The sequence below is a fragment of the Qipengyuania sp. ABI-127-1 genome (assembly GCA_022953095.1).
Classification (GTDB): domain Bacteria; phylum Pseudomonadota; class Alphaproteobacteria; order Sphingomonadales; family Sphingomonadaceae; genus Qipengyuania.
This window is the reverse complement of record JALJCR010000001.1, coordinates 878,708-900,000: the sequence shown is the minus strand read 5'-3', so window position 1 is coordinate 900,000 and position 21,293 is coordinate 878,708. Positions and strand designations below refer to the sequence as shown.

The 21,293-nt window shown below is 63.2% G+C and carries 25 protein-coding genes and 1 tRNA gene (1 of these 26 cut by a window edge); 13 read left to right on the top strand and 13 right to left on the bottom strand.

From position 1 onward, the window contains the following. From MUY37_RS04320 to MUY37_RS04310, 3 genes are all read left to right on the top strand, one after another. Positions 1–815, top strand: partial view of a lipopolysaccharide biosynthesis protein gene (locus MUY37_RS04320; protein WP_499194170.1) — the 3' portion only. 688 nt of this gene lie to the left of the window's left edge; only the last 815 of its 1,503 coding nucleotides appear in the window; its start codon lies beyond the left edge, outside the window; its stop codon occupies positions 813–815. Positions 816–1,013: 198 nt separating this feature from the next. After that, entirely contained in the window at positions 1,014–2,834 is a 1,821-nt protein-coding gene (locus tag MUY37_RS04315) for an ABCB family ABC transporter ATP-binding protein/permease (RefSeq protein ID WP_499194169.1), read from the top strand. Positions 2,835–2,959: 125 nt separating this feature from the next. Further along, complete coding sequence (locus MUY37_RS04310; RefSeq protein WP_499194168.1) at positions 2,960–4,465, top strand: SulP family inorganic anion transporter; 1,506 nt, start codon at positions 2,960–2,962, stop codon at positions 4,463–4,465. 392 nt (positions 4,466–4,857) lie between these two features. On the opposite strand, the gene MUY37_RS04305 is transcribed toward MUY37_RS04310, so the two are convergent. The 4 genes from MUY37_RS04305 to MUY37_RS04290 form a co-directional block, all read right to left on the bottom strand. Continuing rightward, positions 4,858–5,262 (bottom strand): ACT domain-containing protein, encoded by a 405-nt coding sequence (locus MUY37_RS04305; RefSeq protein WP_499194167.1) that lies wholly within the window; start codon positions 5,260–5,262, stop codon positions 4,858–4,860. Next, entirely contained in the window at positions 5,262–6,563 is a 1,302-nt protein-coding gene (gene hslU, locus MUY37_RS04300; RefSeq protein WP_499194166.1) for an ATP-dependent protease ATPase subunit HslU, read from the bottom strand. Before hslU ends, MUY37_RS04305 begins: the two co-directional genes overlap by 1 nt. A gap of 89 nt (positions 6,564–6,652) precedes the next feature. After that, on the bottom strand, positions 6,653–7,213 hold the full coding sequence (hslV, locus tag MUY37_RS04295) for an ATP-dependent protease subunit HslV (protein ID WP_499194165.1): 561 nt from the start codon (positions 7,211–7,213) through the stop codon (positions 6,653–6,655). Between the two features lie 53 nt (positions 7,214–7,266). Further along, entirely contained in the window at positions 7,267–7,728 is a 462-nt protein-coding gene (locus MUY37_RS04290) for an outer membrane protein assembly factor BamE (protein ID WP_499194164.1), read from the bottom strand. A gap of 162 nt (positions 7,729–7,890) precedes the next feature. Between MUY37_RS04290 and MUY37_RS04285 the strand changes: the two genes are divergently transcribed. Next, positions 7,891–8,406 (top strand): ubiquinol-cytochrome C chaperone family protein, encoded by a 516-nt coding sequence (locus tag MUY37_RS04285; protein WP_499194163.1) that lies wholly within the window; start codon positions 7,891–7,893, stop codon positions 8,404–8,406. Next, positions 8,403–8,933 (top strand): YceD family protein, encoded by a 531-nt coding sequence (locus MUY37_RS04280; protein ID WP_499194162.1) that lies wholly within the window; start codon positions 8,403–8,405, stop codon positions 8,931–8,933. The genes MUY37_RS04285 and MUY37_RS04280 overlap by 4 nt, the downstream gene beginning before the upstream one ends. Before the next feature lie 172 nt (positions 8,934–9,105). Here MUY37_RS04280 and ssb read toward each other — a convergent pair whose 3' ends face one another. The 5 genes from ssb to MUY37_RS04255 form a co-directional block, all read right to left on the bottom strand. After that, positions 9,106–9,627 (bottom strand): single-stranded DNA-binding protein, encoded by a 522-nt coding sequence (gene ssb, locus MUY37_RS04275; RefSeq protein WP_499194161.1) that lies wholly within the window; start codon positions 9,625–9,627, stop codon positions 9,106–9,108. A gap of 99 nt (positions 9,628–9,726) precedes the next feature. After that, positions 9,727–11,589 carry a ferrous iron transporter B gene (gene feoB, locus MUY37_RS04270; RefSeq protein ID WP_499194160.1) on the bottom strand — a complete coding sequence of 621 codons (1,863 nt, stop codon included), beginning with the start codon at positions 11,587–11,589 and terminating at the stop codon, positions 9,727–9,729. Next, positions 11,586–11,825, bottom strand: coding sequence for a FeoA family protein (locus MUY37_RS04265; RefSeq protein ID WP_499194159.1), 240 nt, complete (start codon positions 11,823–11,825; stop codon positions 11,586–11,588). The genes feoB and MUY37_RS04265 overlap by 4 nt, the downstream gene beginning before the upstream one ends. Before the next feature lie 54 nt (positions 11,826–11,879). Then, on the bottom strand, positions 11,880–12,539 hold the full coding sequence (locus tag MUY37_RS04260) for a COQ9 family protein (RefSeq protein ID WP_499194158.1): 660 nt from the start codon (positions 12,537–12,539) through the stop codon (positions 11,880–11,882). A gap of 3 nt (positions 12,540–12,542) precedes the next feature. Continuing rightward, complete coding sequence (locus MUY37_RS04255; RefSeq protein WP_499194157.1) at positions 12,543–13,136, bottom strand: ankyrin repeat domain-containing protein; 594 nt, start codon at positions 13,134–13,136, stop codon at positions 12,543–12,545. Positions 13,137–13,232: 96 nt separating this feature from the next. On the opposite strand from MUY37_RS04255, the gene MUY37_RS04250 reads away from it, so the two are divergent. From MUY37_RS04250 to MUY37_RS04220, 7 genes are read left to right on the top strand one after another with little or no spacing between them, the layout of a single operon-like run. After that, positions 13,233–13,817 carry an SCO family protein gene (locus MUY37_RS04250; RefSeq protein ID WP_499194156.1) on the top strand — a complete coding sequence of 195 codons (585 nt, stop codon included), beginning with the start codon at positions 13,233–13,235 and terminating at the stop codon, positions 13,815–13,817. Continuing rightward, on the top strand, positions 13,805–14,272 hold the full coding sequence (locus tag MUY37_RS04245) for a YcgN family cysteine cluster protein (RefSeq protein ID WP_499194155.1): 468 nt from the start codon (positions 13,805–13,807) through the stop codon (positions 14,270–14,272). The genes MUY37_RS04250 and MUY37_RS04245 overlap by 13 nt, the downstream gene beginning before the upstream one ends. Further along, complete coding sequence (locus tag MUY37_RS04240; RefSeq protein WP_499194154.1) at positions 14,269–14,991, top strand: M48 family metallopeptidase; 723 nt, start codon at positions 14,269–14,271, stop codon at positions 14,989–14,991. Before MUY37_RS04245 ends, MUY37_RS04240 begins: the two co-directional genes overlap by 4 nt. Positions 14,992–15,025: 34 nt before the next feature. Continuing rightward, a complete protein-coding gene (locus tag MUY37_RS04235) occupies positions 15,026–15,490 on the top strand; it encodes a hypothetical protein (protein WP_499194153.1) in 465 nt (154 codons plus the stop codon). Further along, positions 15,471–16,448, top strand: coding sequence for a bifunctional diaminohydroxyphosphoribosylaminopyrimidine deaminase/5-amino-6-(5-phosphoribosylamino)uracil reductase RibD (gene ribD / locus MUY37_RS04230; protein WP_499194152.1), 978 nt, complete (start codon positions 15,471–15,473; stop codon positions 16,446–16,448). Before MUY37_RS04235 ends, ribD begins: the two co-directional genes overlap by 20 nt. A gap of 20 nt (positions 16,449–16,468) precedes the next feature. Continuing rightward, positions 16,469–17,086 (top strand): riboflavin synthase, encoded by a 618-nt coding sequence (locus MUY37_RS04225; RefSeq protein WP_499194151.1) that lies wholly within the window; start codon positions 16,469–16,471, stop codon positions 17,084–17,086. 17 nt (positions 17,087–17,103) lie between these two features. Beyond that, entirely contained in the window at positions 17,104–17,691 is a 588-nt protein-coding gene (locus tag MUY37_RS04220; protein WP_499194150.1) for a protein-methionine-sulfoxide reductase heme-binding subunit MsrQ, read from the top strand. Here MUY37_RS04220 and MUY37_RS04215 read toward each other — a convergent pair. The 4 genes from MUY37_RS04215 to MUY37_RS04200 all read right to left on the bottom strand — a co-directional run bounded on the left by MUY37_RS04215 (position 17,676) and on the right by MUY37_RS04200 (position 20,933). Next, positions 17,676–18,185: a hypothetical protein gene (locus MUY37_RS04215; protein ID WP_499194149.1), complete on the bottom strand. Its 510-nt coding sequence runs from the start codon at positions 18,183–18,185 to the stop codon at positions 17,676–17,678. The genes MUY37_RS04220 and MUY37_RS04215 overlap by 16 nt on opposite strands. Before the next feature lie 117 nt (positions 18,186–18,302). Beyond that, a complete protein-coding gene (locus MUY37_RS04210) occupies positions 18,303–18,842 on the bottom strand; it encodes a GNAT family N-acetyltransferase (protein ID WP_499194148.1) in 540 nt (179 codons plus the stop codon). Between the two features lie 6 nt (positions 18,843–18,848). Next, the gene (locus tag MUY37_RS04205) at positions 18,849–20,030 is read right to left on the bottom strand and encodes an amino acid aminotransferase (RefSeq protein WP_499194147.1); all 1,182 of its coding nucleotides are present in this window, start codon (positions 20,028–20,030) and stop codon (positions 18,849–18,851) included. Between the two features lie 105 nt (positions 20,031–20,135). After that, complete coding sequence (locus MUY37_RS04200; protein ID WP_499194146.1) at positions 20,136–20,933, bottom strand: DUF1134 domain-containing protein; 798 nt, start codon at positions 20,931–20,933, stop codon at positions 20,136–20,138. A gap of 218 nt (positions 20,934–21,151) precedes the next feature. Here MUY37_RS04200 and MUY37_RS04195 point away from each other — a divergent pair. After that, positions 21,152–21,243 (top strand) — tRNA-Ser (locus MUY37_RS04195). Positions 21,244–21,293: the final 50 nt, after the last annotated feature.

The following is a 21,293-nucleotide window of genomic DNA, read 5'->3' as shown; positions in this document are numbered from 1 at the left end:
AGTTCTTCTGGATCATCCAGAGCCAGAGCGACATCTTTATCGCGGGCCGCGTGCTCAGCACATACGAGCTCGGGCTCTATTCCGAAGCCCTGTTTCTGACGCTGATCGTAACGGGGCGGTTCATCCCCCCGCTCAACGACGTGGCCTTTCCCGCCTATGCCGAATTGCACAAGGCCGGCCGCAGCCTGGCGCCCTATTTCGAGCGGACGGTACGGAGCGTGCTATTGGTGGTCAGCCCGATCTATATCGGCCTGGCGCTGACCGCACCCGAAGCGATTCTGGTCGTGTTTGGAGAAAAGTGGGTAGCCATGGCTCCCTATGTATCCGGGCTCGCCATTGTGATGCCGTTGATGGCAGTGCAGATCATCTGCTCGCCCACCGTGACGGCCATCGGAAAAGAACGCATTTATCTGGCGACGAACATTGTCGGCGCGGCGATCTTCGCGAGCGCATTCCTCATTGGCATCCGGTACGGCGCCCCGGGACTGGTCAAAGCGTGGTGGTTCGCCGCCCCCACGCTATTGCTGGTCACTCTTGCCCTCATCCTGCCGCGCATGAAATTCGGCGCGGCACGGTTTTTCGCCACGGCCGTGCCCTCGACGGTCGGCTGCGCGATCATGGCCGCCAGCGTGTTGGGCCTCCGCAGCATTCTGCCGAGCGACCTTCACGCTGCGGCGGTTCTCGCCATTCTCGCCATCTCGGGCGCGGCAGTCTATGCCGCGACGCTATTCGTCCTGTGGCCGGACATCGTGAAGGACAGCCTGCGGATGCTGCGCAGTCCGCGTGCCGCGGTCGCCCCCACCCCGCTACCCTGACAAGATCGGTATTCGATCGCCGCCCATGGCGGTGATGCCTTTAACCGCCCTCGCCAGCCCGGTGGATGGCGGATCGCAAGATCGTCATAGGTTCCAAGACCGGCCTTCTCGAGCTTTCTCCCGCCGGGTATGGCCCCACTCGTGCGCAGAGGCGCCCGACCTTGCCGCACAGCCATGGTCTCCCCACATAGTCGGGCGATGCCGCCCGACGCTCCCGACTCCGCCCAGCACAACGATCCGGAAGGCTGGGCCACCGTCCGGCGCTTCCTTCCCTATCTGTGGCCTGCGAACAATCCGAATTTGCGCCGTCGAATCGTGGGCGCCATGCTGTTCGTACTGCTGGCCAAAGCTACGATGCTGGCGCTGCCTTTCGCTTATAAAGGTGCGGTCGATTCGATGACCACGCCGACAAACGAAGCGGCCATGGCGGCGCTTGCACTGGTCATTGCCTATGCGGCGGGGCGCCTTACCGCTGTGGTGTTCGACAACCTGCGCAACATGACCTTCGAACGGGTTGGCCAGGATGCCACGCGCCAACTCGCCGAAGACACCTTTTCGCGGCTCCACCAGCTATCCTTGCGTTTCCACCTGTCGCGCCGGACCGGCGAGGTCACGAAGACGATCGATCGCGGCACCAAGAGCATCGACATCATGCTCTATTTCCTGCTGTTCAACATCGCGCCGACCGCACTGGAGCTGACGGCAGTCGGCATCATTTTCTACCTCAATTTCGGTTGGCAGCTTGTGGCGGCGACTGCCTTGGCTGTGACGCTCTATATCTATGTAACGCGCAAGATCACCGAATGGCGCAACGAATTGCGGCGCCAGATGAACGAGCTCGACGGTACGGCACTTGCCCGATCGGTCGACAGCCTGCTCAACTACGAGACAGTCAAATATTTCGGAGCCGAGGCTCGCGAGCGCGAGCGCTATGCAGAATCTGCGCGGGCCTTTGCCGAGGCCGCGGTTCGGTCGGAAAACTCGCTCGGCCTGCTGAATATCAGCCAGGCAGTCATCATGAACCTGCTGATGGGCGGCGCGATGGGGTTTACCGTCTGGCAATGGAGCAAGGGCGTGCTGACCACAGGCGACCTTGTGCTGGTGAACACCTATCTCCTCCAGCTTTTCCGTCCGCTCGATATGCTCGGCATGGTCTACCGCACCGTTCGACAAGGGCTGATCGACATGGCTGAAATGTTCCGCCTGATCGATACGGAGCCCGAAGTGCGGGACGCACCCGGTGCCCCCGGCCTGGTGGTGCGGCAGCCCACCGTCGTGTTCGATCAGGTGGTGTTCGGATATGAAGATGGACGCACGATCCTGCACGGGGTCAGCTTCGAGGTGCCTGCTGGCAGTCATGTGGCCATCGTTGGTCCATCGGGCGCCGGCAAGAGCACAATCGGGCGGCTGCTGTTCCGGTTCTACGATCCCTGGAGCGGCTGCATCCTGATCGACGGACAGGACATTTCGCAGGTCACGCAGGCAAGCCTGAGACAAGCGGTCGGCATCGTTCCGCAGGACAGCGTGTTGTTCAACGACACGATCGGTTACAACATCGCCTATGGTCGTGACGACGCGGGTGCCGAACGGGTGATGCAGGCAGCGCGCGCGGCAGCGATCCTGCCCCTGATCGAGCGCCTGCCCGAAGGGTTCGATACCGAGGTCGGCGAGCGAGGGCTGAAACTATCCGGCGGCGAGAAACAGCGCGTTGCCATTGCGCGCACGCTGGTGAAGGATCCGCCGATCCTGCTGCTCGATGAAGCAACCAGCGCGCTGGACAGTCGGACCGAGCAGGAAATCCTCGCGACCCTGCGGCGTGTATCGAAGGACCGCACCACGCTGGCCATCGCGCATCGCCTGTCGACCATTGCCGATGCCGACCGTATCCTCGTGCTCGATCAGGGGCGTCTTGCGGAAAGCGGCACGCATCGCGAGCTGCTCGCGGCGCGCGGGCTCTATGCCGAGATGTGGGCCAGACAGCAGGCAGAGAAAGGCGCACGGCCCGAACCCGTAGACTAGCAACGGGCTTCCCGCGCGCGCGCCTGCCGACCCGGTCTTGTGCTGCAATGCAACATCGTTCATAGAGCGGATGAATTCTTGCGCCTTCTCATGCGCGCCTTCCCGGATCAGACAGGACAAACCCCATGCTCGACCTCGCCGCGATTCGCCGCGACTGGTTCTCCAACATCCGTGCCGATGTGCTGGCCGGCCTTGTTGTCGCGCTTGCCCTGATCCCGGAGGCCATCGGCTTTTCGATCATCGCGGGCGTCGATCCGCGTGTGGGCCTCTACGCCTCCGTCGCGATAGCCATGGTCATCGCCTTTACCGGCGGACGACCGGGCATGATCTCGGCAGCGACTGCCGCGGTGGCCGTGGTCGTCGTTCCACTGGTGCGCGACCACGGGGTCGAATACCTTTTCGCCGCGACCATCCTGATGGGCGTGTTTCAGGGCTTGGCCGCACTGTTGCGGCTCGACCTGCTGATGCAGTTCGTCTCACGCAGCGTCATCACCGGCTTCGTCAATGCGCTCGCGATTCTCATCTTCATGGCGCAGTTGCCGCAGCTCGACCCGACCGCCGACGGCATCGGCTGGATGACCTATGCCATGGTCGCCGCCGCGTTGGCGATGATCTACCTGATCCCCAAGCTGACCACCGCAGTGCCCAGCCCGCTGATCGCGATCATCATGCTGACCGCGCTGACCATCTGGATCGATGCGCCGGTGAACACCGTGTCCGACATGGGCGAACTGCCCGAAGGCCTGCCATATTTCGCCCTGCCCGATGTTCCGCTTACCTGGGAAACGCTGGCGATCATCGCCCCCTATTCGGCGACCATGGCCGCCGTGGGCCTGCTCGAAAGCCTGCTCACCGCGCAGATCATCGACGACATGACGCATACCGGCAGCAACAAGCGCCGCGAAAGCGGCGGCCAGGGCGTGGCCAACATCGTCGCGGCCATGTTCGGCGGCATGGGCGGCTGCGCGATGATCGGCCAGTCTGTCATCAATGTGACCAGTGGCGGGCGCGGACGCCTGTCGACCTTCACCGCGGGTCTTTCTCTGCTGATCCTGCTGGCGCTGCTCGGCGATCTGGTCGGCCAGGTACCGATGCCCGCGTTGGTGGCGATCATGATTATGGTGTCGATCGGCACCTTCTCGTGGAATTCGATTCCCAACCTCTCGAAGCACCCGTGGCAGTCTTCCGTGGTGATGGTCACGACTGTCGTGGTTGTGGTTGCCACCCACAATCTGGCGCTCGGCGTACTGGCTGGGGTGATCCTGTCGGGCGTGTTCTTCACCCACAAGGTGATGACCATGTTCGAGGTCGTGCGCGAACGCCACGGCGACAAGGCCGTCTACCGTGCCAAGGGCCAGATCTTCTATGCCAGCGTCGAACGCTTCGAAGCCGCTCTCGGCCCGGAAGGCGCCATGCCCGACCCCGCCGATCATGTGGTGATCGACGTGTCCAAGGCGCATTTCTGGGACATCTCGGCCATCGGCGCGCTCGACAAGGTGGTCGAACGCATGCGCCGCCACGGCCGCAGCGTGAAGGTGGTCGGCCTCAATCGCGCCAGTGCCGATCTGGTCGACAAGTTCGCCCTGACCGACAAGACGGGTGTGGAAAGCGGGTTGGCCCCGCATCCTTGAGCTGACTGTCCGCCTAGGGGTGGTCAGCGAACATTGACCGCAGCAGCTTAGCGTCTACGCTTTGCCGATGAGGATTGGTGAAACTCTGACCTTGCTGTCGACCGCCTTATTCCTCCTAGGCACGAGCGCATTAATCGTGGCCTGGGCCTATAGTGGTCACATATTACCGCATCAGCCTGACCTGTCGTCGTCAGATTATGACAAAGGTGCTTTCTACCTCGAAATTGCCACATGGTTCACGACCGCGGCCAGCGCAGTCGTGCTGGCTATCAAGGTAGCGTCAAAGCGTTTTTCGAGGCGGCAGTGAGTTGGCCGCTGTGATGTCCGCAATGTCGTCGCTAACCGCCATTCGGCAATGGCGGCTTTTGGTTTGGAACGCGGCCCCAACCCCGTCACTTCGATCCCGCGGCCAGTGCGTGCAACACATCCATTGCCTCCTCGCCACGGGCAGCAGGCACGAAGGCATGGTCGTGGTGGTAAGCCGCGACCATGTTGCAGGCGATCCCGGCATCGGCGAGTGCGCTCGCGACTGCGGCGGTGAGCCCGACGCCTTCGAGATCCGAATGCACCATCAGCGTGATGTGCGCGAAGTCGGGTCCTTCGATCCCTAGTTCATCCGCCAGTTCGACCGGAACGATCGCGGACACGCCCTCATCCTCGCGAAACGTGGCGGTCGCCGCACCGAGCAGTTCCGGAGCGCGCTCGGGCGTAACCGATACAAAGCGCCAGCGCCGCTGGTCGAGCCGCGGGTTCATCTTCGCGATCATCGCCCGGCCATTGCGCATCGGGCCGGTCATCAGAGAATATACTTGCTCAGGTCGGCGTCGCCGACGAGCGTCTCCAGCCGTTCGCGCACATAATCTGCGTCGATAGTGATCGTCTCGCCGGTATGTTCCTCGGCCTCGAAGCTGATGTCTTCGAGCAGGCGTTCCATCACGGTCTGCAAGCGGCGGGCACCGATGTTCTCGACCGTTTCGTTGACGCGCGCTGCCAGCTTGGCGACCTCGGCGATCGCATCCTCGGTGAAGTCCAGCGTCACGTCCTCGGTGCCGATCAGCGCTGTGTATTGCTCGACGAGATTGGCGCGCGTTTCCTTCAGGATACGCACGAAATCCTCTTCGGTCAGAGCGCGCAGCTCGACGCGAATCGGCAGGCGGCCCTGCAATTCGGGCAGCATGTCGGACGGCTTGGCGACGTGGAATGCGCCGGACGCAATGAACAGCACGTGATCGGTCTTCATCGGGCCGTATTTGGTGGCAACGGTAGTGCCCTCGATCAGCGGCAGCAGGTCGCGCTGCACGCCCTCGCGACTGACGCTCCCCCCGCGGACATCGGAAACCGCGATCTTGTCGATCTCGTCAAGGAAGACGATCCCGTTGGTCTCGGCATTCTCGAGCGCAACGCGATTGACGTCGTCCTGGTCCATCCGCTTTTCGGCCTCTTCGTCGACGAGCCGGTCCCACGCATCGGGGACCTTCAGCTTGCGGCGCTTCATCGGGCTCTTGCCCATCGCCTTGCCGAGCATATCGCTGAGGTCGATCATTCCGACACCGCCGGGCATGCCCGGGATGTCCATCTGCTGACCGGGCTGTTCGCGCACGTCGATCTCGACCTCGGTGTCGTTCATCGCGTTTTCGACGATGCGCTGGCGGAAGGCCTCGCGCGTCGCCTCGCTGGCATTGTCCCCGACAAGCGCAGTGAGCAGGCGTTCCATCGCCGCCTCGCTGGCAGCCTCGCGTACCGCCTCGCGGCGGCGTTCCTTTTCCAAGCGGATCGCCTCTTCCGCCAGATCGCGGGCGATCTGGTCGACATCGCGGCCGACATAGCCGACTTCGGTGAACTTGGTCGCCTCGATCTTGATGAAGGGGGCCTCCGCCAGCCTTGCCAGGCGGCGACTGATCTCCGTCTTGCCGCAGCCGGTGGGGCCGATCATCAGGATGTTCTTGGGCGTCACCTCGTCGCGCAGTTCGGGGCCGAGCCGCTGGCGGCGCCAGCGATTGCGCAGCGCCACGGCGACAGCGCGCTTGGCATCCTTCTGGCCGATGATGTGTTCGTCGAGCGCGGCGACGATGGCTTTCGGGGTGAGATTGTCGGTCATAAATTCTAAAAAATCCGTTCGGTTCGAGCGAAGTCGAAAACCGTTAGTGCGAGCGTGTCTCGACTACGCTCGACACGAACGGGCAAGGGTCAGACGACCTCCACGGTCACGTTGCCATTGGTGAAGACGCAGAGGTCGGCAGCAACGGCCATGGCCTTGCGCGCGATGGTTTCGGCATCGTCTTCGTAGTCGACCAGCGCCTTGGCGGCCGAGAGCGCGTAATTGCCGCCCGAGCCGATGGCAGCGATCCCGCCTTCCGGTTCCAGCACGTCGCCATTGCCGGTCAAGACGAGGAGGTTCTCCACGTCCGCGACGATCATCAGCGCTTCGAGATTGCGCAGGTATTTGTCCATGCGCCAGTCCTTGGTCAGTTCGACCGCGGCACGCAGCAACTGGCCATTGTGCTGTTCGAGCTTCTTTTCGAGCCGCTCGAACAGGGTGAAGGCATCGGCGGTAGCCCCGGCGAACCCGGCGACGACCTTGCCGCCTTCCCCGATCCGGCGAACCTTGCGGGCATTGGGTTTCATCACCGTATTGCCCATGGAGACCTGTCCGTCCCCCGCAATGACGGTGGTATCGCCGCGCTTGACGCCGATGATGGTCGTGGAATGCCACTGGGTCAGCCCGTGGCGATCGTCTTGTGAACTCATGCCGCGCGATATGGGGCGCGTGAGGCGGGGGTCAAGCCGTGCGTGTCGGGCGCTTACTGTCCCGGCCCTGCGGCGCCCGGCGCACCGACTGCGCCGATATTGCCGAACAGATCCTCGAGAAACGTCCGCTCCCGACCGAGTGTGGGCGTTTCATCGCCATCTGGGCTCAGGTAGACGACCTTGTCGATACCCGTCTGTTCCGCCGACACGACATTGCCAGCCTCGTCGAATTTCACCGCCAGCACCGAATGTTCCCGGATGCGCGGGCGAACGAAAGGTTTGCGCCCGGTGGTGCTCGACACATAATACCAAGTCGGCTGGCCGTATTGGCTTTCGAAAGTCGGGCGGCCCAGCGTGCCCTCGACACTGCGCTGGTTATCGATCCCGGGCTGGACCGTCTGCAGCAATGTTGCATCGATGATGTATCCGCGCGGTTCGCGGATCGCGGTACAGCCGCTTGCTGCGATGGCCGCCGCGCCGATGGCGGCAAAACCCAGAATTTTCGACCTGTTCATGGGAACAGCAAATCTCCGTCTGTCGGCAGGCGCTTGGCCGCGGGCGACCCCCTGCCTATATGCTCGGGCAACGCCTTAATCCGAAAGCGTCTGCCCATGCAACTCGGCAATGGGGGACGCTTGGGGATCGCGGCCTGTATTGCCGCTGAACGGAGAATTTTCGTGTCCTTTCTGTCCCGCCTTTTCGGCAACCGATCAGACCCGCGCGAAGAATGGCGCGCCTTGTGGCACCGCACCGTGGCCGAAGGCCGCGATCCCGATTGGTACCGCATGTGCGGCGTCGCCGACAGCATCGAGGGGCGTTACGACATGATTACGCTGGTGTTGACACTGGTCATGCTGCGGCTGGAAAACGAAGGCGGCATGGAGGCCAGCACCGCGCGGCTGACCGAACTGTTCGTCGAGGACATGGAAGGCCAGATGCGCGAAGCCGGCATCGGCGATCCCACCGTGGGCAAGAAGATCAATGCGCTGATGGAAAGCCTGAACGGGCGCATCGGCGCCTATCGCGAAGGCTTGCGCACCAATCCGAAGGTGCTGGTCGAGGCGGTGCGTCGCAATGTCACCATGGCCCAGCCCGACGAGGCCGAGGCGCTGGTCCAGCGCATGGCGGCGCTGCATGCGCGATTGGAGCGGACGAGCATCGACCAACTGCGCGCGGGCGAGATTGCGGCATGAGCGCGACTGAACTCAGCCGACTGGTGAAGCCGCGCGCCCTGCCCGCGGAAGCAATGACGATCACTGCCGACACTACCGAGCGCGAGGCGCTGGCAAAGCGGTTCAGCGTTACCGCCGTCCCCGCCCTCGCCGCGCATATCGAATTTGCCACCGATGAAGAGGCCGTGCTCGTCAATGGCAAGCTACTGGCAACGATCCAGCAGCCCTGTGCCATTACGGGCGTGGAGCTGACATACGATGTCGAGGAACCGCTCGTCCTGCGTTTCGTCCCCGCCGGTTCGCTGCCCGCCCATGCGCCCGACGAGGAAATAGAGCTCGACAGCGAGGACCTCGACGAGATCGAGTACGAGGGCGAGACTTTCGATCTCGGCGAAGCGATCGCGCAAACGCTGGCGCTTGCAATCGACCCCTATCGCGAAGGACCTGGTGCCGACGAAGCGCGGGAGACGGCCGGGATCGTCAGCGACGAAGACAAGGCCCCGAGCGGTCCGCTGGCCGAGGCGCTGGCGGCGCTGAAGAAGGACTGATCTGCACTAGCCGGTCGGTGCGATGCCCTCGCATTCCGAGCCGCCCCATCGGCCGCCAGCATCGAGGCAGCTGTCCTGCGCCATGAACCAGGCGGCCTTCCACCCGAGAAGGAAAAAGGCCGCCGCTAATGCAAGATAGATTAAAAGTTTGCGCGCCATTCAGCGCTCACGATCAAAACGGGATATCGTCATCGAGATCGTCGTAATTCGACCCACCGCCCGACGAGCCGCCGCCACCCTGGTTCCAGCCACCGCCGCTGTCGCCGCCCGAGGAACCGCCGCCGTAGGAGCCGCCTCCGCTCCCGCCGCGCTGGCCGCCGCCACCACCGCCACCGCCGCCCGATGCACCATCGAGCATGGTCAGAGTACCGTTGAAACCGCGCAGCACCACCTCGGTCGAATAGCGATCATTGCCCGACTGGTCCTGCCACTTGCGGGTCTGCAGTTGGCCTTCGACATAGACCTTACTCCCCTTGCGCAGGAAGCGTTCAGCAACGCTCACCAGACCTTCGGAGAAAATCGCCACGGTGTGCCATTCGGTCCGTTCCTGGCGTTCGCCCGTATTGCGATCCTTCCACGCTTCGGTGGTGGCGAGCCGCAGATTGCAAACTTTGCCGCCGTTCTGGAAGCTGCGGATTTCCGGGTCTGCGCCCAGATTTCCGATCAGCATGACTTTGTTGAGGCTACCGGCCATCGAATCGTCCCTTCGTAAACTGTTGGCGTCGGGCCTAACCGAGGCTTCGAGTCGCTTCTAGGGTTCCTTCCGAGTTTCCCCCGCAGTGGATCAGCTTGGCTACAAGCCGAGCGCCGTCGCGATCCAGAAGGTCAGCCCGGCGAAAATATAGGCCAATGCGAAAAGATAGCCCACCATGAAGGCGGGCCATTTCCACCCGTTGGTCTCGCGCCGGGCGACCGCGATGGTCGAAATGCACTGCGGCGCGAAGACGAACCAGGCGAGGAAAGCCAGCGCGGTCGGCAGGCTCCACAGCGCGGCGATCTTGTCGGTGACACCGGCGGCAGCGAGGTCCTCGTCCTCGGCATCGACGGCATAGGTCGTGGCGAGCGCCGACACGGCCACCTCGCGCGCGGCCATGGCCGGGATCAGCGCCAGGCTGATTTCCCGGTTGAAGCCAATCGGTTCCAGAACGGGGTGCATTACATCGGCGATACGCCCCGCGACGCTGGCGTCCATCTGGCTCTCACCCGGCTCGGCCTTGGGGAAGCTCAGCATCAGCCACAGCACGATGGTGACAGTGAAAATGATCGTGCCCGCGCGGCGCAGGAACACCCAGGCGCGCTGCCACAAACCGATGGCGAGATCCTTCAAACGCGGCAGCTGATACCGCGGCATTTCCATGATGAAACCGCTGGCAGCACCGCTTGTCACCGTGTGGCGCAGCACCAGCGCGACGATCATGGCCCCGACGATCCCGGCGATATAGAGGGCGAACAGGACCAATCCCTGAAGCCCGACGCCGGGGCCGATCGTGGTTTGCGGAATCACTGCGGCGATGATTACCGCATAAACCGGCAGCCGCGCCGAACAGGTCATCAGCGGGGCGACCAGTATAGTCGTAAGCCGGTCTTTGGGATCGGGGATGGAGCGCGTCGCCATGATGCCCGGAATGGCGCAGGCGAAGCTGGAAAGCAGCGGAATGAAGCTCTTTCCCGACAGCCCCACACCCGCCATGAGCCGGTCCATCAGGAAGGCTGCGCGCGCCATATATCCGCTCGCCTCCATCAGCAGGATGAAGAAGAACAGGATCACGATCTGCGGCAGGAAGACGACAACAGAACCGACGCCCGCCAGAACGCCCTCGACGAGGAAATCATGCACGAAACCGGACGGGAGGCTGGCGCTGACCACGCCCGATATAGCCCCGACGCCATCTTCCAGCGCATCGGCGAAAGGAGTTGCCCAGGCGAAAACCGCCTGGAAGATCACGAACAGCAGGCCGAATAGAATCACCGGTCCGATCCATGGGTTCAACAGCACACGATCAATGCCGTTTTCGACCGTATGGCGAGTCGATTTGGAAAGGATCGCGGCGCGCGCCATATGCTTCGCCGCCAGCCTGCGTTCGGGCAATGTAATGTGCCAGCGTTTGTGGGCGTCCTCGTCGGCATGCGCTTCCGCTTCGGCGATCGCTTCGGCAAGTTCGGCCAAGCCTCTGCGCCGCACCGCCACCGTGGGAACAACCGGCACTCCCAGAGCCTCGGACAATGCCTCGGGATCGAGCGTGAGCCCGTCGCGCTCGGCCAAATCGATCATGTTGAGCGCGACTACTGTGGGCCGCCCCAGTTCGAGCACCTCCTGCGCGAACACCAAATGCTGTTCGAGATTCGCCGCATCGACCACCAGCACGATGACGTCGGGTATCGACTCGCCGGCGAACTCGCCATGGACGACCTTGCGCGTCACTTCCTCGTCGGGGCTCGCGGCATCGAAGCTGTAGGAGCCGGGCAGATCGATCAGCTCCACGCTGTCGCCGCCTGGAAGTGTGAGCCGCCCCGCCTTTCGTTCCACGGTGACACCGGGATAGTTGGCGATCTTTTGCCGCGCGCCGGTCAACGCGTTGAACAGCGCCGACTTGCCTGCATTGGGATTGCCGACAAGGGCGGCAGTGCGCGTCTTCACGGGATCGTGGCGGCTCATGCGGGCTCCACCTCGATTGCGAGCGCGTGCGACCGACGCAGAGCGATGGTCATGCGCCCGATACGGACCGCCAGCGGGTCGCGGGTGCCGAAAATACCGCGGTGGACAACGGCGACTTCCGCTCCCTCGTCCACGCCCAGCGCCTTGAGGCGTTTGCCTTCGTCCCCGGCCAGCATGGCCCAGTTCACCGCAACGATTCGCGCGGCCTTATCGTGTTCGAACCCATCGAGCGTCATAGGTGCCGCCCTGTCAGATGTCAGCGCTTGTTGCAACTGGTTATCAATAGCGACCTAACGCGCAGGGTATCGCAGCCGTCCGAGGAAGCGTGACATGCTGAAGGACTCACGCTCAGAGTTGAGCCATTTCGCCTTTGCCTTTTCGAACTTCATCACGCCGTCGATCCGGCGGTCGAGAAAAGCTTTGGTTTCGCCCTTCCCCTTGCTTTCGTCATCGACGAAGATGGCCAGCGTCGCGCCGTAGATCGAGGCGAGAATCGCCCGCTTGGTATAGTGGTTGTAATCGGTCGCGGTGTCCCCGGCGAGCCGCCACATTACGTCGGCGCTGCTCCAGCCGGTTCTGAGCGCCCGCGCCGCATTCTGGGGCATGGCCATGATCGCAAGCGCGCGACGCAGAGATTCCTCCAGACCCGCCACCGCATCGAGACGATATTGGATCAGGCTGCGGATACGTTCGCGGATCTTCATCTCCGAGAGTTTTTCGGCAGGCAGGTCGATCGCCATCTGCCGGTCGATGGTTTCTATCCAGGCGCAGATCATGCCCATGGCGCCATCGTCCTTGAAGGCGAGTCGCGCCACATCGCGATCGGCGCCGAACTGATCGGCCGCCATATCGAGTGCTTCGTTGCTCCAGCCATCGAACACCGCCGCTTCCGCAATGCCGGGAGCAAGCGCGAGCCGCAGTTCGTCGAGCGTGAGGTCTTCTACTTCCATCGATCAGCTCGGCCCATAGGCTTGCGAGTCTTCGCCTCGCTCGGCTTCAGCGCGCTCGATTTCCTCAAGCATACTGGAACGCGCGCCCAGCAACATCGCATAATCGCGCGCAGTGCGCCCCGAATTATCGGCCCGGTCAGCATTCGCGCCCTTGTCGATCAACAGCCGGACAAGACCGCTGTCGCGCCGGTGCACCGCTGCGATCAGCGGCGTTTCGCCCGTGCTGTCGGGCACATCCACATCGGCACCGCCTTCGGCCAGCACCTCGACCCCCTCGGAAAATCCCAACTGGGCAGCGAGTTGCAGCGGCGTAGTCCCGTTCTTGTCGGCGATGTTGGGATTGGCGCCCTTGGCCAGCAGGAAACGCAGCCACACCGCATCGCGCCGCTGGGTCACGATATGCAGCGCGGTTTCCCCACTGACGACATCACGTGTGTTGACCAGCACACTGCCAGGTTCGGACAGGAATTCGGTCACTTGCGTGCCGTCGCGCTCCTTGACCGCCTCGAGGAATTTATACCCGTCGCGCTGCATCTGCGCATGGACCGGGCCTGCAATCAGCGATCCGGCCAGCGCGGCCAACAGAGAAAATTTCACGAAACGTTTCACCGTGTGCAAGCCCCTACTATCCGCAATTCAATGGCCGACTAGCTCTTGTCGAGCGCCGGTTAGCAGACCATGAACCCTCACACCATGCCCCGCAACCATACTCCTCTGATCGCCGCCCTCCTCATGCTGACAGCTTGCCAGGCGGAAACGCCCCCCGAACCACCCCTGGCCGGTGCGGCCATTGGCGGTGATTTCACGCTGACTGGCGAAGACGGCCAGCCCGTGAGCTGGGCCGATTTCACCGGCCAGTACCGCACGCTCTATTTCGGGTACACATTCTGCCCCGATGTCTGTCCGGTCGATACGCAGCGCGCCATGGCGGGATTGAAAACCTTCGAGAAAACCAATCCGGAACTCGGCGCCAAGATCCAACCCTTGTTTGTCAGTGTCGATCCGGAACGCGACACACCCGAAGTGCTCGCCGAATTCACGGATAGTTTCCACCCGCGCCTGATCGGCATGACCGGCACGAAGGAAGAACTCGATCGGATCACCTCATCGTTCGCCGCAACCTATTCGATCGGCGAGAAGCGGGACAATGGCGGCTATTTGGTCGGCCATACCAACATCACCTACCTCTTCGGTCCCGAAGGAGAGCCACTGGCCATGCTGCCGACCGACGAAGGCCCGGAAGCAGTCGCGGCGGAGCTGGAAAAATGGGTGCGTTGAGAGACCGCTTCTGGGAACGGCCACTGGCCGATCTGAATGGAGAGGAATGGGAAGCCCTGTGCGACGGGTGCGGACGCTGCTGCCTCCACAAGGTCGAATATGAGGATACGGGCGAGATCGAGCACACCAATGTGGCGTGCAAGCTGCTCGATACGCAGACCGCGCGCTGCACCGACTACAAGCATCGCAAGGCCTTCGTGCCCGATTGTCTGAGGCTCACGCTGAAAATCGTCGACGATGTGAGCTGGCTGCCTTCGACCTGCGCTTATCGCCGACGCGCGGATGGCCTTCCCTTGCCACGCTGGCATCATCTGCTGACCGGCGACCGCGAGGGGGTTGTGCGCGCCGGAATTTCGGTGGCGGGCCGGGTCGTGAGCGAGGACATGGCAGGCCCGCTCGAGCATCATGTCGTCCATTGGGACGAAGACGAGTACGACGACGAGGCGGCGGCATGATCGACTGGCTCCGACGCGAAGCGCAGGAGCCGGTGATCGAGCTGGATGGGCGCGAACTGCCCATCGAACTCGCCCGCAATCGCCGCGCCAGGCGGCTGACCATGCGGCTGGCGCCCGATGGCAGCGCGGTGCGCATCACCCTGCCCCACTGGTGCCGCAGCGCCGAGGCGGTCGATTTCGCCCATGCCCGGCGCGAATGGCTTGCCGACGAGCTTGCCAGGCTGCCCCAACGGCGCGATCCCGCCCGTGAGGGCAAGCTGCTGTACCGAGGCGAACAAATCGGCGTGGACTGGCGCCGTGACGCGCCGCGAAAAGCCGACTTCAACGGCGGAATGCTCACTTTGGGCGGGCCGGAGGAAACGCTCGGCAAACGCCTTCAGCGCTGGCTCGAGGGTGAGGCGCTGCGCTTGTTCGCGGAGGAGACGGCTCATTACTGTGCACGCGGCGATCTGGAAACCGCCGAGGTCCGGCTGAGCCGCGCGCGCCGCCGCTGGGGCAGTTGTTCTTCGCAGGGCGTTTTGCGCATTAACTGGCGCCTGGTGCAGGCGCCCGACTCTATTCGCCGCTCGGTCGTCGCGCATGAAGTCGCGCATCTCGTACATTTCGACCATTCGCCCGCCTTTCATGCCTTGTTGGGGCGCCTCTACGAAGGCGATATCGAGGCGGCGAACCATTGGCTGCGCCGTCACGGGCGCGATCTGTACGCGACATTCGGTTAGCTAATACTGGCGCGGTTCATGGAAAGGCCCTACCTTGAACGGCATGCGTCTGAAGACACGTTTCAATGCCAAGGCCGGGTTTGCCGATCTGTGGGACTATGTCCGCGAACCACGCCCTTACCGCTGGACGCTGTTGGCCGTGTCTTTCGCGATCCCCGTAACCGGGCTCGCGCTGCTTTCGCGGGAATCGCATTTCCGCCCGCCCGATGCCCCTGAGGTAACCTATATCTCGACCTTCGCCGAAGGGCGGAGCGAGGAAGAGATCCGCCAGTCGAACATTGCGAACCAACAGCGCAAGGATGCGCTGGAAGCGGAACGCGCCGAACTGGAAAGACGCAAGATCGAAGCGTATAAATCGCTCGGCCGGGCCACAGGGCTCGATGTCGACGCGATGGAACGCGAAGCGGCCATCGAACGCGAACGCGAAGCGGCCGAAGCCGCTGCGCAGCGGCGCGAACTTTATCAGGCAGGCCAGGCGGTTGACGACGCAGGCGACTGACGCGCGCTGGCTCGATGCTGCCGCGCGCCTGTCGATGCGCGCGCGGCCCGCCAGCTATCCCAATCCCGGGGTCGGGTGCATTATTGTCAAGCACGGCAAAGTCGTCGGTCGCGGCTGGACGGCCGCCGGCGGACGCCCCCATGCCGAGGCAGCCGCACTCCAACAGGCGGGCGAGAAGGCGCGTGGAGCGACCGCCTATGTCACGCTGGAACCCTGTGCCCATCGTTCCTTGCGCGGCCCGGCCTGCAGCGACCTGCTGGTCGAAGCGGGGATCGCGCGGGTCGTCGCCGGTGTGGAGGACCCCGATCCGCGTACTGCCGGGAACGGGCTAACCCGTCTGCGCGAGGCCGGGATCGAAACCGCCCTTCTCGCCAGCCCCGCTGCCGAGGCAAGTCTTGTCGGCTATCTCATGCGCGCGCGCCATCGGCGCCCGCATGTCACGATGAAGATCGCCATGTCGCTGGACGGCTGTATCGCGATGGCCAGCGGCGAAAGCCAATGGATTACCGGCGATGTGGCCCGTGCCCATGTCCATGCGCGCCGCGCGGGGGCCGATGCGATCCTGGTCGGTGGCGGGACATGGCGCAGCGACAAGCCCAGGCTCGACGTGCGCCTCCCCGGACTGGAGCAGCGCAGCCCGCAGCGCGCGGTGCTGACGCGCGGCGTGCCCCCCGATGGTGTGAAGGTCATCAACACACCCGAGCAGATCGACACACTCGATGCGTTCTATCTCTATGTCGAGGCCGGCGCGAATATCGCGGCGAGCCTTCTATGCGCCGATCTTGTCGATCGCCTCGAGATTTACCGTGCGCCCATCGTGATCGGCAATGGGTATGCGGCTGTCGGCGATATCGGGCTTGGCGTCCTTTCCGATGCACACGGCAGATGGGCGCTTGAGGAACGCCGCCAGCTTGGCAGCGACAGTTTCGAAGCCTACAGCCGCCTGCGCCAGAAATAGAGCGTTAGCCAGGAGCACGCATGTTCACCGGGATCGTTACAGCCATCGGCATCATCAAGAGCGTCGAGACGGAGGGCGACCTGCGTGTCGTCATAAGCTGTCCGTGGGACCCGGCCGGTATCGATATCGGCGCCTCCATCGCCTGTTCCGGCGTTTGCCTGACCGTGGTCGAAAAGGGCGGGCAGGAGGGCGATGCCTGGTTCGCGGTCGATGTCTCTGGCGAGACGGTAAGCCGCACGGCACAGGACCAATGGCGCAAAGACCGCAGGCTCAACCTCGAACCAGCCCTGCGGCTGGGCGACGAACTTGGCGGGCATCTCGTCACCGGCCATGTCGATGCTGTCGGCCGAGTGGCTCTGGCCGAGGATCTCGGCGGCTCCACTCGTCTTGAAATCCTCGCAAACGAGGACATCGCGCCCTATGTCGCCGAAAAGGGCTCGATCACCGTCGACGGCGTTTCGCTGACGGTCAACGATGTCGAGGATGAACCCAATGGCGATGTCCGCTTCGCACTCAACATAATCCCGCATACGGGCGAAGTGACGACCTTGGGCGATTTGTCCGAAGGCGATGCGGTTAATCTCGAAATCGATGTACTCGCGCGCTATCTCAAGCGAATGCAAAGCCTCGCCAACTGACCGTGCGGCCCAGGCCCGTGCTGAGAGCCATCGCCAAGTCCCGTCCGCTGCTGTGGCTGGTCCTTGCCCTGCCGGGCCTATGGATCGCCTGGCGCTGGGCAATAACCCCCGATAGCTATGGCTATGGACATGCCATCGGCGATACCGGCGACTGGGCTGCATGGCTTTTGATGGCGACGCTCGCAGTCACCCCCTTGCGCCTGATGTTCCGCCGGAGGCGCTGGACCAATTGGCTGATGCGCAGACGCCGCGACCTGGGCGTAGCGAGCTTCGCTTACGCTGCCGGACATACGTTCGTCTATCTCGTCCGGAAAGCTTCGCCCGATCTGATCTTCGCCGAGCTGTCGACGCCCTACATCCTTGCTGGCTGGATCGCTTTCGCCCTATTCCTGCCCCTGGCAGTCACATCGAATGATGTTTCGGTGCGGCGCCTCAAGCGCTTGTGGAAGAAGCTGCACCGTCTTGTTTATCCGGCTGCCGTCCTGACCTTCCTGCACTGGATCTGGTCGGCCTTCGATCCGACCACGGCCTGGATCCATGTGGGGATACTGGCCGCGATCGAGATCGTCAGGGTAATGTTGCAGCGCCGTCAGAGAGTGACGTAGTTTCTGAAACGGGCGACTTCCGCCTCGTCGACATATTTGCCGATTTCGCGATCGAATTCGCTCATATCGGCATAGGGGCGGTATTCTTCGAACTCGTGCTCCATCTTGTCGGTCATGCCGGGAATGAGACGCAGTTCTTCCTTGCTCGCCGTGTTTAGGTTCACCGGAACGAAGACACTCTCGAGCACCGCGGCGGCTTCTTCGGCGCTCAGCGTTTCGAGCAGCTTGGCGTTCAGATCGGTCACGCTGGCATAGGGCTGACCTGCAACGATCGCCGCGGCCAGTTCGTCGCCCACGCCTTCGACAGCGGCGAGCTGTTCGACCGTGGCGGTGCCTGCATCGAGCACGGCGGCTTCGACAGCAGCCTCGGTCGTTTCGGTCGTTTCGACGGCTGTAGGAGCTTCGGCTTCTGCCCCTTCATCGGCACTACCCGAACAGGCGGCAAGAGTGACCATGGTGCCCGAAAGGACGGCGGCAAGTACCAGCTTACGCATTGGGAGATATCCTCTTGTTGAGAAGAATTCTCATTAGCAGGCGGTGACGCAAGATAAAGCGGAATTTGGTCACGGACCATGAACACCCTGTCCGCAAACCGGCCTTTCAGCCCGATTTCAGGCGAGTGGGCCTCGCTCGAAGCTTTCCCGGGTGATTTCATAGACGAGGTGGACTACGCGTTTGCCTTGGTATTTCTCAAGCTCGTACCGGTCGGTTCGCACCGCGCCGATCGCCTCCAGCGCATTGCGCGAGCGGTAGTTGGTGTCGCCTACGCGAAACTCGACCAGCGCCACGCTTTGAAACGCGTAGGCCAGCATGGCACGCTTCATCTCGGGATTGATGCCCTTGCCCCAGTACCGGGACGCGAGGAAGGTCCAGCCGATCTCGACCACCCCGCCCTCGTCCGGATCGTATTTGTCGTACCGGGTGGAGCCGATGATCGAACCGCCGCGCTTGTCCACTACCGCCAGCGCTCCGCCGCTCGCAAGCCCGTCGTCGAAAAAGCGATCGAAGATCTCGCGCCGCCAGCGGTCGTGGATCGGATGCTGTTCCCACACTCCGGGATCGGAGGCGACTGCGTAGAGTGCCTCGCGATCCGCTTCGGCAAGCGGACGGATCACCAGCCGCTCGGTCTCGAGAGTCGGCTGACGATCCATCTCCGCCTAGCCCTTCGTGACGTCCGCCAGCGCGGCGATGAACTTGGGCGTGTTGCCTTCATGCAAGCCGGCCACATTGATGCGGCCCGACCCGGCCATGTAGACGCCGTGGTCTTCGCGCAGCCTGACGATCTGATCCTTGGAAAGCGGCAGCATGGCGAACAGACCGTTCTGCTTGCCCAGCGCGGCGAGATTGAGGCCGGGCGCCTCATTGTCTGCCGCCGCCAGCCGCGCGCGCACCCGGCGCATGCGCGCCCGCATTTCGCCGAGCTCGTCGAGCCACTGCCTGGTCAACTCCTCGTCCCGCAGCACCGTCCGCACCGCCGCGCCGCCGTGATCTGGCGGCATCGACCAATTGGCCCGGGCCAGGGCGTTGGCGTTGGAGGTAATGGTGGGCAGGTCGGAGGCGTCTTTCGCGATCATGTAGAAGGCCCCGACACGATCCCGGTAGAGGCCGAAGTTCTTGTCGCAGCTATAAGCCACCAGCGCCTCGGGCACCTTGGCGAGCACTTTACGCACTCCCGCGACATCTTCCTCGAGCCCGTGTCCGAGCCCATGATAGGCAACGTCGAGGATCGGCAGGATGCCCTTGTCGGCAAAGGCCTGGGCAATCTGCTCCCACTGCTCGTCGGTATAGTCGACCCCGGTGGGGTTATGGCAGCACCCGTGCAGCAGCACCGCATCGGTTTCGCGCGCTTTACCGATCGCGTCGAGCAACGCGTCGATATCGGCCGCGCCGTCATCCTTGGCATGGTGGAAGGTGGTGGTTTCGACCCCCACATCCTGCAGGATCTGCGCGTGATTGGGCCAGCTCGGTACACCGAGATGGATGCGGGTGACGCCCGCAGCCTTGGCCAGCGCCACGGCGAGGCGTACCGCGCCGGTACCACCGGGGGTCTGCATGCCCTCGATACGTCCGCTCATAGTGGCGTTCTTGCCGAAGATATAGGGCTTTAATGCGTGGACGAAGCCGGTATCGCCTTCCGGCCCGAGATAGCTCTTGGAATCCTGCGTATCGACCAGCCGCTGCTCCGCCGCCTTGATAGAGCGGAAGACCGGGGTGGCGCCGTCATTCGTGCGATAGACACCCACGCCAAGGTCGATCTTGTCCTCGCGCGGGTCTTCGGCGTGCATCTTAATGAGCGCGAGCAGCGCGTCGGGCGACTGGGCTTCGAGTTGGTCAAGCATGCGCGCCTCATTGCCCGATATGGATGGAGCCGCAACAGGAAATCCTGTCATGGCCACTATGCTTTCCGGATTTCTGGTTGGGCGCCACGAAGGGCTGCTTTCGCCTCAGAATGGCAGCCAGCGCTGCTTCTTCGAAAACTTCATATAGCCGGCATTGATGCCCAGCCGCAGACCGGCCCCCATGCGGATCGGGATCAGCACGACATCGCCCTTGCGCAGATAGCTCGCAGTGAGGCCGCCGATCACATAGGCTTGCCCTTCCCCCGCCGGATACCGCTCGTAGAGCTCCTCGCTATCGTAAAGGTTGTAAACCAGCACGAAGGTGCTGCCCGCATTGGCCCCGGCGTCGAAGCCGATCGACGGCCCGGTCCAGTAGACGGGCTGCTCGCCCTCGACCTTGTGATACAGTGTGCCTGAACCGTAGCGCGCGCCGACAATGAAGGCGCCGCTCGCCTCGCGCCCGACAATATAGGCATTGGGCTCGCCCTGTTCGGCGAGCAGTTTGCGGACCATCTTGGCGACCCCTTCCGCACCCTTGCCGAATACACCTTCGGCCGCCCCGATCAGATCATCCTCGCGATAGGTCGTCTCGGGATCGTCAACCGCGGCGCTATCCACCGCCTCGCTGGCGGCTTCTTCGGCTGATTGCTCGGACCATTGAGGCTGCTCGGGCTGCTCGGGATAGCTGTCGACAGAGGCTGCCGTATCGGGTTCCGCCGTATAGGTGCTGGTTTCTGCCGGTTCGCCGTAAACGGGCTGGTCGCCTGGTTGCTCCACCAGGTCACCATCGATCGCGGTGTCGGGATCGATCGTTTCGACCTGCGCCGCCAGCGGGCTTACGCCGAGGCCAAAGGCGGCCAGCACGATGCCCAAGCGCGGTAGATTACGTGTGCATTTAATCATCGATCCCTCCGTGTCGGCGGCCTATGCGCAGACAACTGCGCGTCGAGAAGAATCCCCTTTGAGCGAGGCAGCAATGAAACGGCGATGAACCGAATCGAAAATGCGGCGAAGCGAGTTACTGGTCACGCGCGAAGATTACCCGCGACAATGCGCAAAAGCCCCCTTGATGGCATGCAGGGCCATGGCTATAGCGCGCCCCTCGCAGCCGATGCGTCAGCGGAGACGTGGGTGAGTGGCTGAAACCAGCTCCCTGCTAAGGAGCCATACCTGGTAACGGGTATCGAGGGTTCGAATCCCTCCGTCTCCGCCACTTGCTCTCATGCCCTTGATACTGGAGCACCGGTCTTCATCCGGTGGATG